Origin of the sequence: Corynebacterium sp. ACRPH (assembly GCF_022347285.1) — a bacterium.
Taxonomy (GTDB): domain Bacteria; phylum Actinomycetota; class Actinomycetes; order Mycobacteriales; family Mycobacteriaceae; genus Corynebacterium.
In genome coordinates this window covers 160,098-174,057 of the sequence record NZ_JAKRND010000003.1, presented here as the reverse complement: position 1 = coordinate 174,057, position 13,960 = coordinate 160,098, and the positions used below count along the sequence as shown (strand labels likewise).

Sequence of the window (13,960 nt, the reverse complement as noted above, 5' to 3'; positions counted from 1 at the left end):
TCATCTGCCTGGCACGACGCCGATGCAATGTCATCTACGCGATGCTGAAAAACAAGGAGTTCTTCCGCGAAATCCCGCCACGCCCCGTCGCCGCATAAAGCCCAAAACGAAGCCGACCAGCGCACGCTGGTCGGCTCCTAGGCACGCCTAAGAAACTACTCCCAAGACTGTACTCGTCAACATCGGCCTGACGCTTGACAAAAACATAGGGACACCCCCCAACTTTGCAACAGCACCTATACGAGCCAGGTGCACGTCATGCGGGCAGCCCATTCAACAACGGCTGCACCAGTCGACGCTGCGTCGGTCGCGGCCTGTGTTTGTTTTGTACTCCATAGTCCATCATCTGCTAGCATCGCGGACATGGGTAGACCACGAACGTTTGACGAGGCGACGGTGCTGGATGCCGCGGCCGCGCAGTTCAGGGTGCGTGGATTCGCGGACACGTCGACTGAGCAGTTGTGCGCGGCGGCCGGGGTGCGGCGGAGCAGCCTGTACAACGCCTTCGACTCCAAGGATGAGCTGTTCGTTCGAGCACTGGAGCGCTATGTCGAGGTCACTGGTGAGAGTCAGGAGGCGGTGCTCGCCGATGCCGAACTGGATGGCTTCGCACGCGTGAGCGGCGTTCTGAATCTCATGATCGCCGAGGAGTACGAGGCGTCGACTGAAGGGCACGCGGCCGGGTGCATGGTCGTGACGACACGCATGACGCCGGACCGCGGCAGTCAGGACCCGCGCGTCGCCCGCATCCTCGACCGTGCACTGGGACGCCAGCTCGCGATGCTGGAGCACGCCGTCAGGGCCGGCAGGTTCGACGGCAGCCTCCGGCCGGACCTGGACGCTCGGGACACCGCACTGCTGGTCGTCACCCTGATCTCAGGGATTCGCGTCATGGCACAGGCCGGCTCCGCACCCGAGGAACTGCGGCGGATCGTCGCACTCGGCCTCAGTGCCCTGACACCTTGATACGCCACTACTGAGAAATCCGTGAGCTGTCGGGCTCACCTGCACCTTTATTTTGTACTAGAGAATCCACATTGGAGACCGGGCAATGAAGAAATACCTGTACGTACTGATGCTCACGATCATGGTGGTGGTCATGAGCGAGTTCCAGACCGCGGGGATGATGCCGCAGATCGCCGCAGACCTGGGCGTCTCGACCGGCCAGGTCGGGACGGTGGTCACCTTGTACGCGCTCGGCATGGCGCTCGGAGGCCCGCTGCTGGTGTACCTCCTGCGGCATCGCCCACCCAAAGCCTCGCTGTTGATCGTCATCGGAACCTATGCCGCGCTGGAGGTCTTGGTCCCGCTGATCCACGAGTTCTGGTGGCTGGCACTGCTTCGCGTCCTGACCGGATGCCTCTCCGGCGCCGCCTATGGCATCGCCGTATCCTACAGCGCCCGACTGGCCCCGAGTCCGGAGAAGATCGGCGAAGCAGTGTCCATCGTGCTCGGCGGCATCATGATCGGAACCGTCATCGGCCTGCCGCTGTCGCACTTCCTCGCGGCCCGCTGGGGCTGGCAGTCCAGCTTCTACATCCTAGGCATCGCGGCCTTCGCCGTGTTCCTCATCAGCCTGCTCACCCTGCCCGCCCGTGAAGCCGCCACCCAGGAAGCCGCCGCACAGGACCTGCGCAAGCTGCGCTCGCCGAAACTCTGGTCCAGATACCTGGTCAGCCTGCTGACCATCGGCGCAGCCTTTGCCGGCTTCTCCTACTTCACCCCGCTGCTGGAACAGAACGCCGGCTTCGCGACGAATACGACGACCCTGATCCTGCTCGCCTACGGGATCGTGTCCTTCATCGGCAACCTCATCGTCGGCAAGTTCGCCGACCAGCACGCCATCGGCATCCTGCGCATCGGACACACACTGCTATTCATCTCACTCGCGCTCCTTGGAGCCTTCAGCAACGCACAGCCGCTCGTGCTGGCCATGGTGCTCATCGTAGGCGTCGCCGGAGTGCCGATGAACCCCGCCATGGTCGCCCGCGTCGCCGAAATCGGAGGAACCGGGAACATGGTCAGCACGGTGCACACCTCCGTCATTACCATGGGCGTCGCCCTGGGATCAGCAATCGGCGCGCTCGCCATCGGCCGAGCCGGTGACGATCCCTCCGCAGCCATGTGGATCGGAGCAGCCTTCGCCGTTCTCGCCACACTCACCCTCGCAACACAAGCACGAGGCAGAAGACAACCTCTTCGACCGCCCCATGCAACTGAAACAGTAGATTGTGTCTGATCTGCTGATCTGATCAGATCACATCTCCAATCGGCAGGCCCGTCGATCTCCTGGACCATCAAACAGACGTAGCTATTTTCGCATCCCAACGGCGTTCTCGTCTCCATGTAGCGCTGTGGAGGCGATGCACTCATTGCGGAAAGGGCAAGGCACGATGTTTGCTTATGGGCAACCGAACCCGGACGCGGTGATCGTCAACCGGGTCTTCGAGACGGCCTGAGAACGCCCACACGCAGCGGCCATCAGGGAATGAGAAACTGAGTCTTCGCTGCTCTCCCCCCAACTTTGCAACAGCACCTGAAATGGGGACCGACGGTCTCAAGGTCCGGGGCGACATTCGCAGGGGTCAGATCTTGTATTTCTGGGAGTCGTAACGGGTACCTGGTCTTGTAGGCCCAGGAGCTCCCACAGGTGGTCGACAACCTGCACTGGGCTCTTCCGGGGGCAAGGTTGGATGAATCGCTCTTCCGGGGGGCAAGGTTGGATGAATCCCATCTCAGCGACACGGGAACTGTACGAATCGATGTATGGGTCGACCACGACCTCGGCGGATCTAGTATTTTGAAGAAAAAAATAACCCCGCAGGGAAACCTACGGGGTGTTGTTGTAACTAGAACGGTGCTTGTTCAGCGTCTGCGAGCGCTGCGGTCGCAGCGTCGTTGCCTCGACGGGCTGCTCGGGCCGCGGACTCCTTCTTGGAATCAATCAACTGCACCGTGTCGATGCGTGCGACCAGCGGGTAGTGCTTCACACCGTCCTTGTCGGTGTAGACGTCGGTTTTCAACGAGTAGCTCACCGCAACGCGATCGCCGGAGCCGACGCAGCCGAACACGCCGGGGTTCTTAGCGTCCTGGACGTAGCCGGTCAGCTCCACGATCTCACTTTCCACCTTGCCGGTGGCCTTGTTCTTGAAGGTGTTGCGCGCATAGACGCTGAGCTTCACCGTCGCGCCACCGTTTGCGTGCTCGAACAGCTTCGGTGCGCGAGCTGCGTTGCCGACGATGGTGCCGTTGTTGAAGGGGTTAGACATGATGGTTCTCCTTACGTGAGTGGATGTGATTTGCTGTGCAATTTGGGTACTTAAGCAGCGGCTTTGCTGCTGCGGGGTGGTTGCGCTGTCGTTACAGCACTGCCCAAGGCAGCGGTGTGCCTGCCGCCTCTAGGTCGCGCAGTTCTTGCGCTGCGCCCGGATCGGCGTCCTCGCCGTCGATGCCGTCGGCGAGCTGGTAGAGCAGTTCCAGGTCGGTATGTATGAAGTCGCGCATCACGTGCCTCCTTGTTCGGATTGATGGTCAATCCGTCTGTTGGAGACAGCTCTGCTGTCTAAAGGCCGCTCCCCTACCTCGTTGAGGTATCTGTTGTCGCAAGCGATGGCCGACGAGAAAAAGAAACCCCATTGCATCGCTGCAACGGGGTGTGTGGTGCTACTCGGCAAACAAGATCGTGCGGGTCTTCTCGGCGCCCTCACGGACGAGTTCGACCATCCGCTCGCCTTGGCCGATATCGGTCAGCTTCGCCACCAGAGACGGGAAGTTCTCGTCTGGCCCGATCTCGGTGGCTCGCTGCGCAGCCACGCCAGCTAGTCCCGGCTGGCCGGTGGCGTGCGCGAGCACTGCGACAGTGGCGGTGAGCTGCGCCCGCATCCCCGGCCAGCTGGTCGGGACAGCGCGCATAACCTGCTCTATGAACGCAAGGCCCGCCTGCGGGTCATCGAGCAGCGCCGCGAGCAGCGCGTCTCGCAAGCGCGGCGTGGTGAAGCATTTCAGCGCCGATCGAACAGCGCGAGTGCTCGGCTGGGTGATCCCTGCCGCCGCCTGCTCGTACTCACGCTGCAGCACGTCTGCGAACATGGGCGGGATATACGCCAGCGCGTCTTCGATGATGTCGGCGTGCTCTGCGGCGTCGATGCCATGATCGGTGCTGTTCAACCGTGCCTCGATGTCGTCTTTGCTCGGCTCCGGCAGCTCTCCGGTGTCTGCAAGCATCTGCTGCAGCGCCGCCGATGCGGCGACCTCGCCGACAACGCCGTGGCGCGGCTCGTCGATGAGCGGATGCTGATACACAGACCACCACGCAGCCCCGGTGACGATCTCGGGCACCTGCACCACCCCGAGCAGCGGCGGTAGGTGCACTGCCCCGCTGGTGAGGTACGTGGCCGTCTCATCAAAGATCGGTTGCGCAATGTCATCGCTGATCATGTACGCGATAACAGCGTCGAGTTCGAGGTGGTGGACCCACGCTGCGAACCGCTCGCGGCTCTCGGTGAGCTTCTCCACGGCCTCGTCCAGGTCGAACCGCGCGACCGGGCCGAGACGGACGGTGTCGACGCCCTCGTCGTCGACGAAGAACGCCAGGATCAGCGAGTTGTTCGGGTAGAACCCGAGGATGCCGGGGAGGTTCGCGAGGATCTCACCGTGGGATGCAAACGTGTGGGAATGAGTGGACATGGCAGTGCTCCTTTGCACGAATACGGGGTGTACGCGGTCAATCCCGTATTCGGCCCGGCTCTGCCGGTCGCAGGCGTATCCCAGCGGTGCAGCACTCATGTGCGCCGAGCGTCGCTAGCGCAGCCTGATGCTTGGCTTACCGGGTGCGAGCGCTAGCGACGCAGCCTGTGTCTAAGCGTCGGCTTCGATGCGCTTGAGAGCGCGATAGACCGTCGGCCGCGAGACGTTGAATGTCCTGGCTACTGCGCTGACGGGCTTACCACCCTCGATAAGCTCCTTGGCCATCTGCGCCTGCTCGTTGCTAAGTTTCGGCTTGGGACCGGCGACCCTGCCCTGAGCGCGGGCGTGCGCTACGCCTTCACGGGTGCGCTGGACAAGCAGGTCACGCTCCCACTCGGCAAGACTTGCCATGACGTTGATGACCACCTTGTCGGTGGGTTTGGACGTGTCCAGCGCTGGCTCCAATACCTTGACGTTGATGTCACGCTCCGCCAAGTCAGCGATGGTGTTCACGGTGTCCGCGAGGCTGCGGCCGAGCCTGTCCAAGCGCGTCACAACGAGCGTGTCGTCGGGGCGCATGTACGCCAGCGCGTCATCGAGGCCAGGCCGTTGCCAGTTGGTGCCGGAGATGGTGTCTGAGTAGATGTGGTTTGGGTCGCAGCCAGCGTCGATCAGGGCGTCGCGCTGGGTGTCGAGCGACTGCCCCTGCTTCGACGTGGAGACGCGAGCGTAACCGATAAGCATGGTTAGTCACCTGCTCCTATGCGTTACCTTTGGCATGGTTGTGGGGCTTGCAGAGCAGCTCGCAGTTGCTTTCCTCGGTCTTGCCGCCCTTCGACCATGCGGTGACGTGATCAGCGTCCATATCCTTGAGCGGCCAGATCTTCGTCTTGACCCCCTCGTGGCCGAGTGCGCAATACGAGCAGTTCGAAACGCCGTTCTTCTCGGCGGCGTCCGTCTGGCGCTTGTACACGCGCTTTTTGACAGCCTCAGTGAAGACACGCACGCTAAGCAGCCGCGTCTCTTTCTTGCCGCCGAGCAGGTACTCGTAGATGCCCTTTTTCGACTGGACCTGCGAGTCGGAAAGCAGCTCGCGTGCTTCGGCGGTCATCTCTGCTGCGTCGTAGCCCTTGTCGCCGTACTGCTCATAGAGCTTGTTCCACGCGATTCCACGCATGGAACTGTCCGTCATCTTGAACACGCTTGCGGCCCAGTCGATGACGGTGGTGAAGTACGTCTGCAGCTCATTGCAGTTGTCGTCATCGCGGTGCTTGGCCATGTAGTTATCGATGCTCACGCCGTCACGTTGAGCGATCCAGTCGAGAGCGACTTCGAGCACCTCCTGGCGAGCGGGTTCACCGCGTACAAAATTCGACCACTTCGACATGATCGCTGAGCTGGAGTTGGAGAAGACCTTTTTTGGCGGCGTTGACGAATGGACCGGAGTACACGGCGTTGCGCAACTCTTGGTCTGTGAGTTCCACGCCCGAGATGTTGATGGTCTTGAACCATTCCTTGATCTCGTCCTCGGTGCCGTGGCAGTCATAAATCAGCAGTTCAGTGTCGAGGATGAGGTTTTTCTGGTCCTCGCTCAGTGATGAAAAGTACTGCTCGTTGCCACGCTCATCCTTGACCACAAACAGGTCTTTATAAAACCTGCCGATGGACGTGATGCGCTGTTGTCCGTCAAGGATCTCAAACTCGTCCTCGCCCGCTTTCGGTTGGTTGAAGTAGATCAGGCCGAGTGGGTGCCGCTTCGGTGGAGCGTCGCAGTTCCGTTTGGTGCAGGATTTTGACCCTAGTGCACCACGTAGTGCACCAAATGGCGATCCGAGCGCGAAATGAAGAAGGTCCCTACCAGCATTTGCACTGGTAGGGACCCTGTCTTAGTAGCGGGGGCTGGATTCGAACCAACGACCTCTGGGTTATGAGCCCAGCGAGCTACCGAGCTGCTCCACCCCGCGACGAGTGCTGTACGCCATCGCGTCAGCGACTCCCCTACTGTAACGCAGAGCTTGGATAAAGTGAAATCGCCTGGTCACAGGCGATTCCACCGGGGCTTAGCGCTCAGACTGCAGATCCTGGACCGCCTTATCCAGTTCGTCCAGTGCCTTACCGAACTCCTCGAAGGTGCCGGACTCGCGGGTCTTGTTCACCTTGTCCATCGCATCGCGCACGCGCTGTTCCGGAGCCGTATCGGTGCCCTTGTCATCAGACTTGCCGGCAGCGCCCTTCGCATCGGAGCTCTGCTCGTCCTTGGACTTCTTGTCCTTGTCTGCGTCCTTGGCCTTGTCGCCCTTGTCGCCCTTGTCGTCGCTGTCTCCACCCTTAGTCGGATCAACGACCGAACCGTCGATCTCCTGGATGTCAGTGGTGGAGGACGTCTTGATCCCCACCTGGTCCAGAGCCTCAGCGATGGTCGGCGCATAGCCCACCTGGCCGTCGTAGCTCACCAGCACGCGCAGCAGCTTCGGGAAGGCCGAATCCTGCCCACTACGCTGCGAGTAGACCGGCTCGACATACAGGATCTGCCCGTCACCCACCGGCAGCGTCAGCAGGTTACCGTTCGTCAGGTCGTTCGTTCCGGCCAGCAGGGTGCGCTCACGGGCGATCTCGTCGGAGGACATCATCGTATCCTGCGCCTGGTTCGGGCCCAGCGTCTGCGTGCCCGTCGGCAGCACTCGCACGTTGATCTTTCCGTAGTTATCCGGATCGGAGCCCACGGACATGTGAGCTGCCAGGAACTCACGGCGCAGGCCACGGAACGGGGTAATCAGCTGGAAGGAGGGCTTATTCGTCTCCGGATCGGCCGCCACCACGTAGTACGGCGGCTGCGCGTTGTCCTGGCGGTCCTGCGGGGCCGTCGGATCCGTCGGAACGGACCAGAAAGAGTCGTTCTGGAAGAACACGCCCGGGTCGGAGACGTGGTACTTGGCGATCAGCTCGCGCTGCACCTTGAACATGTCCTCCGGGTAGCGCAGGTGGTCTTCCAGCTCCTTGCTGATCTCGGAACGCGGCTTCACCACGTCCGGGAACGCGCCCCGCCACGCCTTCAGCACCGGGTCCGCCTCATCGTAGGCGTACAGTTCCACGCTGCCGTCGTAGGCATCGACCACTGCCTTCACGGAATTGCGAATGTAGCCAACCTCATTGTCGACGACCTGGGTTTCACTTACGCCGTCGGGGTTGAGGGCGTCCGCAGTAGAATCAGTGAGCCCAATCCGCTCGGAGTAGGGCAGGTTATTCAACGTCGTGTAACCGTCAACGACCCACTTCACACGGCCGTCAATGACGATCGGGTAAGTCTTTGAATCCGTGGTCAGCCACGGAGCAACCTTGTGCACACGCTCACGAGGGTCGCGCTCGTAAAGGATCTTCGACCCCTCACCGATGCGATCCGTCAGCAGCATGTTCATCGACTCGAAGTGGGCCGAGAACATCAGGCGGTTGAAGTAGTTGGAAACGTCCACACCACCGGTACCCGTGTAGGTGTAGTTGGATGCGTCGGTATCGTACTCCAGCGGCTCGCCCTCGGTAGTGCCGACGATCGCGTAGTCAGAGTTGTTCTGGTTCGACGAAGCAATAACCGGGCCAAAGTAAATACGGGGCTGCTTGATATCCAGTTCCAGCTCGCCGCCCTGCTTACCGGACTGCATCGACTGCAAATCCGCGACCGTGTAGACCGGGTAGCCACCGCGGGCAGAGCCGACGTCGCGGGCTACCTCGTCGACCTTGCGGGAAGGTGCTGCCACAAAACCATTGCCGTGGGTGTAGACGGTGTGGCGGTTAATCCAGTCGTTCTGGTTGCCGTCCAGGGTGTTCGGGTTCAGCTCACGGGCGGCGACCACGAAGTCGCGCATCTCGCCGTCCACCTCGTAGCGGTCGATCGCCAGCTCGTCAGGGAAGCCATAGAAGTTACGCAGCTGCTGTTGCTGGGTGAACGTCGGGCTCAGCACCTCCGGATCCAGCAAACGCACGTTAGAGAGCGTGGCGGAGTCGTCGGCAACGGCCTTCTTCTGCTCCTGCGAGGCAGCGTCACCGGCAGAACCCCAATCGCGGTCGTAAGTGACTTTGTCTTCACCGATGCCATAAGCGAAGCGGGTGGCCTCGATATTGCGGGCGATGTACTCGCGCTCCTTCTCCGCGCGGTTCGGGTTGACGGAGAACTGCTCCAGCATCGCGGGCCACGCCAGCCCCACGGTCAGCGAAGAACCCACCATCAGTGCAACCGCCAGCGCCGGGATACGCAGGTCGCGCAGCACAATCGTGATGAAGAACATGGCTGCCACGAAGATCGAGATCACCAGCAGCACAATCTGCGCGGGCAACACAGCATTGATGTCCGTGTAAGAGGCACCGGTGAAGGTTTCGTGCGAACGGGTAAGCAGGCCGTAGCGGTCGAACCAGTAGCCGACCGCCTTCAACAGCATCCATGCGCCCGCAATAACCGCCAGCTGACGGCGGGCATTCGTAGAGATAGAAGCCTTCTCCCCCACGCGCGGGTTACCTGTGGTGATGGACCCCAGCAGGTAGTGGCCAACGCCGTTGATCACAAAAGCCAGGATCAGCAGCACGCTGAAGGTGGAGACCAGCATCTGCAGGAAAGGCAGGTTAAAGGCATAAAAGCCCAGGTCCTTATCGAACTGCGGATCGTGCACCCCAAAGTTCGACCCGTTCAGGAACAGCAGCACCGAGCGCCAGTTGGCCTGCACAATCATGCCGGTGATTACGCCGACGAACAGCGGAATGCCCACCAGGAATGGGCGCATGTTGCGGCGGATCAGCGGTCGGTACTCGGCCAGGGGCGAAGACGTGCCCAGGGATTCGATCTCGTCCGGCCGCGCGCGGTACGCCAGATACGCCGCCAACCAGGAAATCAGTGCGCCGATCAGCCCAAAGATCCCAAAGAGCACCAGGCGGGTCACGATCACGTTCATGAACACGCCCTGGTAGTCCACGCTGCGGAACCAGGCGAAGTCGGTGTATGTGCTCACCACCACCGGCACAATGAAGATCATGATGGCGATGGCTGCCACCAGGATTCCCAGGAACTTCGAGCGCCTGCTCGACCCTGGGCTGGACGGGAACGGCTGCTTCGGGCGACCCGAAGACGGTGGCGTGGGCGTGCTCAAGGCTTAAATACTCTCCTGCTAATCGCACCTGTGGGTATCGCTGATCGCGATGTTTCTACCAGGATACGTACAATTCTTAAAGCCTCATAACAAACCCCAACCCATCCCCCAACGAAAGAAAGGCATCACGAATGACCTCTCCCGATTCCTCCCCGAACGTCGATCTGCAGTACGAGCGTGTGCTCAACGCAGCTCTGCGCGAGGCAGTGGACTTCGTGCAGGCCGAGGGCTGGGACCAACCGGCCACCCTGTTCGCCCTGGTGCCAGCCTCGCTGATCGCCGATGCTGCGCCCCAGGCTTTCGACGACGATGTCCCGGCCAACCCTTTGGCTCTGGTGGTGCAGGAGGACATCCCGGAGCACATCCGCCCTGGCAGCGAGGAACTCGGACAGTTCCTCGCCACCATCCGCTGGCCCGCCCCCGTCGTCGGGGCGATCCTCGCCCAGGAGATCACCTTCTCCAACGCCGCGCCCGGTGCGGACCCTGCCCCGCGCCAGGCTCGCTTGTTCAGCGGAATTCTTTGTGACGCCGACTTTTCCGGCCCCGAGCGTTCCCTTATCCAGCTACGCCCCAGCGAGGAGGAGCTTGCGGAGGATCCCTTCGGCCAGGACAAGGTGCAGCTGCTCGGCGGGGACGACATCGCCCCCGGCGTGATTCACACCCTGCGCGCCACCTTCGAGGCCGACGAATAAAAGCAGATAGAAGCGAGTAGCCGCTGGCCGCTACTTACAGGTATCGGCCTGCTTGCCGTCGTTGTAGTTCTTGAGGTCCTTGATCGCATCGTCGAGCGTATCGACCTTCAACAGAGTGATCCCCTCCGGCGGCTCGTGGACTGCTTCGGCGCAGTTCTGCGCCGGCACTAGGAACACCTCTGCACCGGCTTCCTTGGCGGCGGCGATCTTGTGAGTGATGCCACCAATCGGGCCGACCTTGCCTGCGGCGTCAATAGTTCCGGTACCGGCGACGAACTTCCCACCTGTCAGTTCCTCGGGCGTCAGCTTGTCGACGACCGCCATAGAGAACATCAGTCCGGCGGACGGGCCGCCGATGTCGGTCAGGTTGTACTCCACCTTGATGTCACCGCCGGGCTGGGCGACGGCCGTCACGCCAAGGAAGGCAGTGTCCTTCGGATGGTCGCCACGCACCTCCTCCGGCAGCTCGGCGAGCTTGACCTTGATGTCCTTGTCCTTCTCCTGGCGCTTGACGGTGACAGTGACCTCGTCGCCCGGCTTGTAGCCCTTAATCTTCTCCGATAGCTCGCTGGGCAGCGTGATCTTCTCCCCATCGACCTTCGTGATGATGTCGTTGACCTCGATCTTGCCCTGCGCCGGGGAATCCTCGGAGATCTCCAGCGCCATGGTCTCCAGGGGCTTGTTCAGGTGGTTCATCGCCGAAATGGTGGCGTTAGACTCCGAATTGGCGAACGCGGCGGCATTCTGACGCTGTACTTCCTCCGAAGACTTGCCGGAGGGGAATACATGCTCGATCGGCACCAGGGTGTCGTCCGTAGAAACCCAGCGCTTCAGCGCCTGCGCCAAGGTCATGTTCGTGCGGACGGACACGGTGGTCATGTTGAGGTTTCCGCTGGTCGGGTGAGTCTTCGCACCACTGATGTCCACGATCTGGCGGCCATCGACCTCGCCCAAAGTATTGAACGTCGGCCCGTTCCCCTCAGCTGCATAGGGGACAGTCAGGTCGATGCCGGTGCCGGGGATCGACGGCAGGCCGAGGAGGGAAAAGACCGCCACGACGGGCACAGCGCCCACTACAATGGTGCGATTTCGCCTGTTCCAGAACTTCACTCGCCCAACTTTACATGCTCCACCCGACAGGTTTGCCCACCCCGGCACAGGTCGAACCCTGTTCGCTCTCAGCACACGCATTTAGGCGCCTTCGCGGCCTTTCGAGGTCGTTTTCACCCTGCAACAGTCGGTACGGTGGGGTACATGAGTAAATTCGGTTTTGGCTTCCACGGCCCGCACGATTCCGATGACGACCGCGACAAAGACGGCGATAGGAACCGCGATAACAACCGCGACGAAAACGGGAACAACGGGAACGAAAACAACCCGTTCGGCTTCTTCTTCGGCGGCCCCATGGGCGGCGGCGCAGGCGGAATGAACGGCGGCGCGGGCAACATGGGAGCCGGCAACCTGGGCGACATCCTGAACCAGTTTGGTTCCATGCTCTCCGGATTCGGTACAGACATGAACAGTGCCGAAGGCCGGGGGCCGGTCAATTACGGACTGGCCAAGCGCACCGCGCGCCAGCGGATCGCCGCCACCAACAAGGACACCCGCCCCAGTCATAACGACTCGCAGGCGGTGGCCGATTCCGTTCGTCTGGCCGAGCTGTGGCTGGACGAGGCCACCCACCTGCCCGCCGGTGCCTCCGGCTCCGTGGCCTTTGGCCCGGCGCAGTGGCTGGACGAAACCTTCGAAACGTGGAAGCGCGTGGTCACTCCCCTGGCCGACAAGCTCGGCGACGCTGCCCTGGGTGGCGTGCCGGAAGAAATGCGCAGCCAGCTCGGCCCGCTGGCGGGAATGATGAAGCAGATCAACGCCATGAACTTCGGCGCCCAGCTGGGCAACACCCTGGGCGCGATGGCCACCGACGTCGTGCTGTCCACCCAGTGGGGCGTGCCGCTGGCCGAGGGCGATACCGCCGCGATCGCAACCGAACACCTGGATTCCATGGCCAAGAAGTTGGGCTGCGAGCCCCGCGAGGCGCTGATCTACCTGGCCGCCCGCGAGGCCGCGCATCTGCGCCTGTTCAAGCACGTCCCGTGGCTGGTGGAGCGCCTCATCCTGGACGTCGAGGAGTTCGCCGCCGGCCTGTCGCTGGATTACTCCGCCATTGAGGAAGCCACCCGGGAGATCACCCCGGAATCCATGAACGATCCGGCGAAGATGCAGGAGATGATGGAGCGGATGCAGGGTCAGGATCTCTCCCCCCAGGTTGTCTCCACTAACGCCCACGCCCGCGAGCGCCTGGAAACCAGCCTGTCGCTCATCGAAGGCTGGGTGGATTATGTCGTAGGTTCCGCCCTGAACTCCCGCATTCCTGGAGCGGCCATGATTGGTGCCGCTTGGTCCGAGTTCCGCAACAACGGTTCCCCCGCCATGGATGCGCTGACCAAGGCCGTCGGAATTAGCTTCACTGCCCCGAAGGCAAACGAGGCAGCCGAGCTGTGGCGCAAGCTGGATGATGCGGTGGGCGTCACTCAGCGCGACGGCGTGTGGGACCACCCCGACTTCCTTCCCGTGGCCTCCGACCTGGACAACCCGGCGGCCTTCATCAGCAGCGTGGCTTTCGACGAGGACGAGATGGAGGACTTCAACCCCATCAGCGAGATCGAGAAGCTGGAGCGGGAGCTCAACGAGAAGCGCAGCGACGAAGACGGCGCTGGCGAGGACAGCGAGAACGGCGACAGCGACAAAGAGTAGCTAGCCGCGCATCCCCCAGCGCTTGAAAGCCTCCAGGTAGCCCTGTGCCTTCTCCAGCTGCGGGGTGCGCGCCTCCCATTTACGAAACTCCGGGCCGTGATTCGGCACGAACGTGTGGATCAGCTCGTGGATAATCACGGCATCCAGCACGTAGCCGGGCACTTCCTGCAACTGGTGCGCGATCCGGATGCGCTTGGACTGCACCGAGCAGCTGCCCCAGCGCGTATTCATGTTTGTGACGAACTTGATCTCCCCGATTGTCGCCCGACCACCGAGGTACTTGTCATTGAGCTGCACCGCCCGCGCTGCTAGCTCCTTGTTGCCCATTGTTTGACGCCGACTCTTCAGCGCCTTCCCCACCAGCTCTACGCTGATTCTGCGCAGCTCGGCCTCTCCGATGGCCGCGGGCGACATGACCAAGAACCCATCGCCTTCTTCCCGCACCGCGACTGTCTTCTTGCGCCGGGTGGACAGGCGGATGGTGATGGGCGGCACCGTCACCTCAGGGCCTAGCTGGGTTGCAAGATCCTCCTGTACCTCGCGGGCCAACCGCTGCGGGTCGATCGCCTGGGAGCGGAAGGAGGGAGCCATCGGAACAACCTTTCCACCAGCGAGGACAATGCAGCGCTGCTAGGGTGAGAGGCGACTGCACAGCGCGCATGGGGAGCGCAGGCTGCCGCACTAGGATATTAGGGA

At 62.0% G+C, this 13,960-nt stretch carries 12 protein-coding genes, 1 tRNA gene and 2 pseudogenes; 5 read left to right on the top strand and 10 right to left on the bottom strand.

The features are described 5' to 3' along the window. Positions 1 to 363 precede the first annotated feature (363 nt). The 3 genes and pseudogenes from MHX66_RS02790 to MHX66_RS02780 all read left to right on the top strand — a co-directional run. Positions 364 to 966, top strand: a complete 603-nt coding sequence (locus tag MHX66_RS02790; RefSeq protein ID WP_042529878.1) for a TetR/AcrR family transcriptional regulator — start codon at positions 364 to 366, stop codon at positions 964 to 966. 85 nt (positions 967 to 1,051) lie between these two features. Next, positions 1,052 to 2,239: an MFS transporter gene (locus MHX66_RS02785; RefSeq protein WP_042529876.1), complete on the top strand. Its 1,188-nt coding sequence runs from the start codon at positions 1,052 to 1,054 to the stop codon at positions 2,237 to 2,239. Positions 2,240 to 2,354: 115 nt separating this feature from the next. Further along, positions 2,355 to 2,459: pseudogene (locus MHX66_RS02780) on the top strand (IS6 family transposase); the annotation flags it as partial. Positions 2,460 to 2,849: 390 nt separating this feature from the next. On the opposite strand, the gene MHX66_RS02775 reads toward MHX66_RS02780, so the two are convergent. The 8 genes and pseudogenes from MHX66_RS02775 to MHX66_RS02740 form a co-directional block, all read right to left on the bottom strand. Continuing rightward, positions 2,850 to 3,269, bottom strand: a complete 420-nt coding sequence (locus MHX66_RS02775; RefSeq protein WP_239199449.1) for a single-stranded DNA-binding protein — start codon at positions 3,267 to 3,269, stop codon at positions 2,850 to 2,852. Positions 3,270 to 3,360: 91 nt separating this feature from the next. Continuing rightward, entirely contained in the window at positions 3,361 to 3,504 is a 144-nt protein-coding gene (locus tag MHX66_RS02770; protein WP_005291046.1) for a hypothetical protein, read from the bottom strand. A 159-nt stretch (positions 3,505 to 3,663) separates the two neighbouring features. Continuing rightward, positions 3,664 to 4,704 carry a DUF4192 domain-containing protein gene (locus MHX66_RS02765; RefSeq protein ID WP_239199446.1) on the bottom strand — a complete coding sequence of 347 codons (1,041 nt, stop codon included), beginning with the start codon at positions 4,702 to 4,704 and terminating at the stop codon, positions 3,664 to 3,666. A 153-nt stretch (positions 4,705 to 4,857) separates the two neighbouring features. After that, positions 4,858 to 5,430, bottom strand: coding sequence for a recombinase family protein (locus tag MHX66_RS02760; protein ID WP_239199443.1), 573 nt, complete (start codon positions 5,428 to 5,430; stop codon positions 4,858 to 4,860). Positions 5,431 to 5,446: 16 nt separating this feature from the next. Then, positions 5,447 to 5,983: an HNH endonuclease gene (locus tag MHX66_RS02755; protein WP_239199440.1), complete on the bottom strand. Its 537-nt coding sequence runs from the start codon at positions 5,981 to 5,983 to the stop codon at positions 5,447 to 5,449. 58 nt (positions 5,984 to 6,041) lie between these two features. Further along, a pseudogene (locus MHX66_RS02750) lies at positions 6,042 to 6,431 on the bottom strand (hypothetical protein); the annotation flags it as partial. A gap of 145 nt (positions 6,432 to 6,576) precedes the next feature. Next, positions 6,577 to 6,650, bottom strand: a tRNA-Met gene (locus MHX66_RS02745). A gap of 96 nt (positions 6,651 to 6,746) precedes the next feature. After that, a complete protein-coding gene (locus MHX66_RS02740) occupies positions 6,747 to 9,818 on the bottom strand; it encodes a UPF0182 family protein (protein WP_239199434.1) in 3,072 nt (1,023 codons plus the stop codon). A 131-nt stretch (positions 9,819 to 9,949) separates the two neighbouring features. Here MHX66_RS02740 and MHX66_RS02735 point away from each other — a divergent pair, with 131 nt between their 5' ends. Next, positions 9,950 to 10,510 (top strand): PPA1309 family protein, encoded by a 561-nt coding sequence (locus MHX66_RS02735; protein ID WP_239199431.1) that lies wholly within the window; start codon positions 9,950 to 9,952, stop codon positions 10,508 to 10,510. 30 nt (positions 10,511 to 10,540) lie between these two features. Here the strand turns inward: MHX66_RS02735 and MHX66_RS02730 are convergent, their stop codons facing one another. Further along, positions 10,541 to 11,620 carry a PDZ domain-containing protein gene (locus tag MHX66_RS02730; RefSeq protein WP_239199428.1) on the bottom strand — a complete coding sequence of 360 codons (1,080 nt, stop codon included), beginning with the start codon at positions 11,618 to 11,620 and terminating at the stop codon, positions 10,541 to 10,543. A 144-nt stretch (positions 11,621 to 11,764) separates the two neighbouring features. On the opposite strand from MHX66_RS02730, the gene MHX66_RS02725 reads away from it, so the two are divergent. Next, positions 11,765 to 13,264 carry a zinc-dependent metalloprotease gene (locus MHX66_RS02725; protein WP_239199425.1) on the top strand — a complete coding sequence of 500 codons (1,500 nt, stop codon included), beginning with the start codon at positions 11,765 to 11,767 and terminating at the stop codon, positions 13,262 to 13,264. Here MHX66_RS02725 and MHX66_RS02720 read toward each other — a convergent pair whose 3' ends face one another. Continuing rightward, complete coding sequence (locus MHX66_RS02720) at positions 13,265 to 13,855, bottom strand: M48 family metallopeptidase (protein ID WP_239199422.1); 591 nt, start codon at positions 13,853 to 13,855, stop codon at positions 13,265 to 13,267. Positions 13,856 to 13,960: the final 105 nt, after the last annotated feature.

Bases quoted from the DNA above. Each gene is read 5' to 3' on its own strand.
- MHX66_RS02790 (WP_042529878.1), top strand. From the start codon at position 364: ATGGGTAGACCACGAACGTTTGACGAGGCGACGGTGCTGGATGCCGCG.
- MHX66_RS02785 (WP_042529876.1), top strand. From the start codon at position 1,052: ATGAAGAAATACCTGTACGTACTGATGCTCACGATCATGGTGGTGGTC.
- MHX66_RS02775 (WP_239199449.1), bottom strand. From the start codon at position 3,269: ATGTCTAACCCCTTCAACAACGGCACCATCGTCGGCAACGCAGCTCGC.
- MHX66_RS02770 (WP_005291046.1), bottom strand. From the start codon at position 3,504: ATGCGCGACTTCATACATACCGACCTGGAACTGCTCTACCAGCTCGCC.
- MHX66_RS02760 (WP_239199443.1), bottom strand. From the start codon at position 5,430: ATGCTTATCGGTTACGCTCGCGTCTCCACGTCGAAGCAGGGGCAGTCG.
- MHX66_RS02735 (WP_239199431.1), top strand. From the start codon at position 9,950: ATGACCTCTCCCGATTCCTCCCCGAACGTCGATCTGCAGTACGAGCGT.
- MHX66_RS02725 (WP_239199425.1), top strand. From the start codon at position 11,765: ATGAGTAAATTCGGTTTTGGCTTCCACGGCCCGCACGATTCCGATGAC.
- MHX66_RS02720 (WP_239199422.1), bottom strand. From the start codon at position 13,855: ATGGCTCCCTCCTTCCGCTCCCAGGCGATCGACCCGCAGCGGTTGGCC.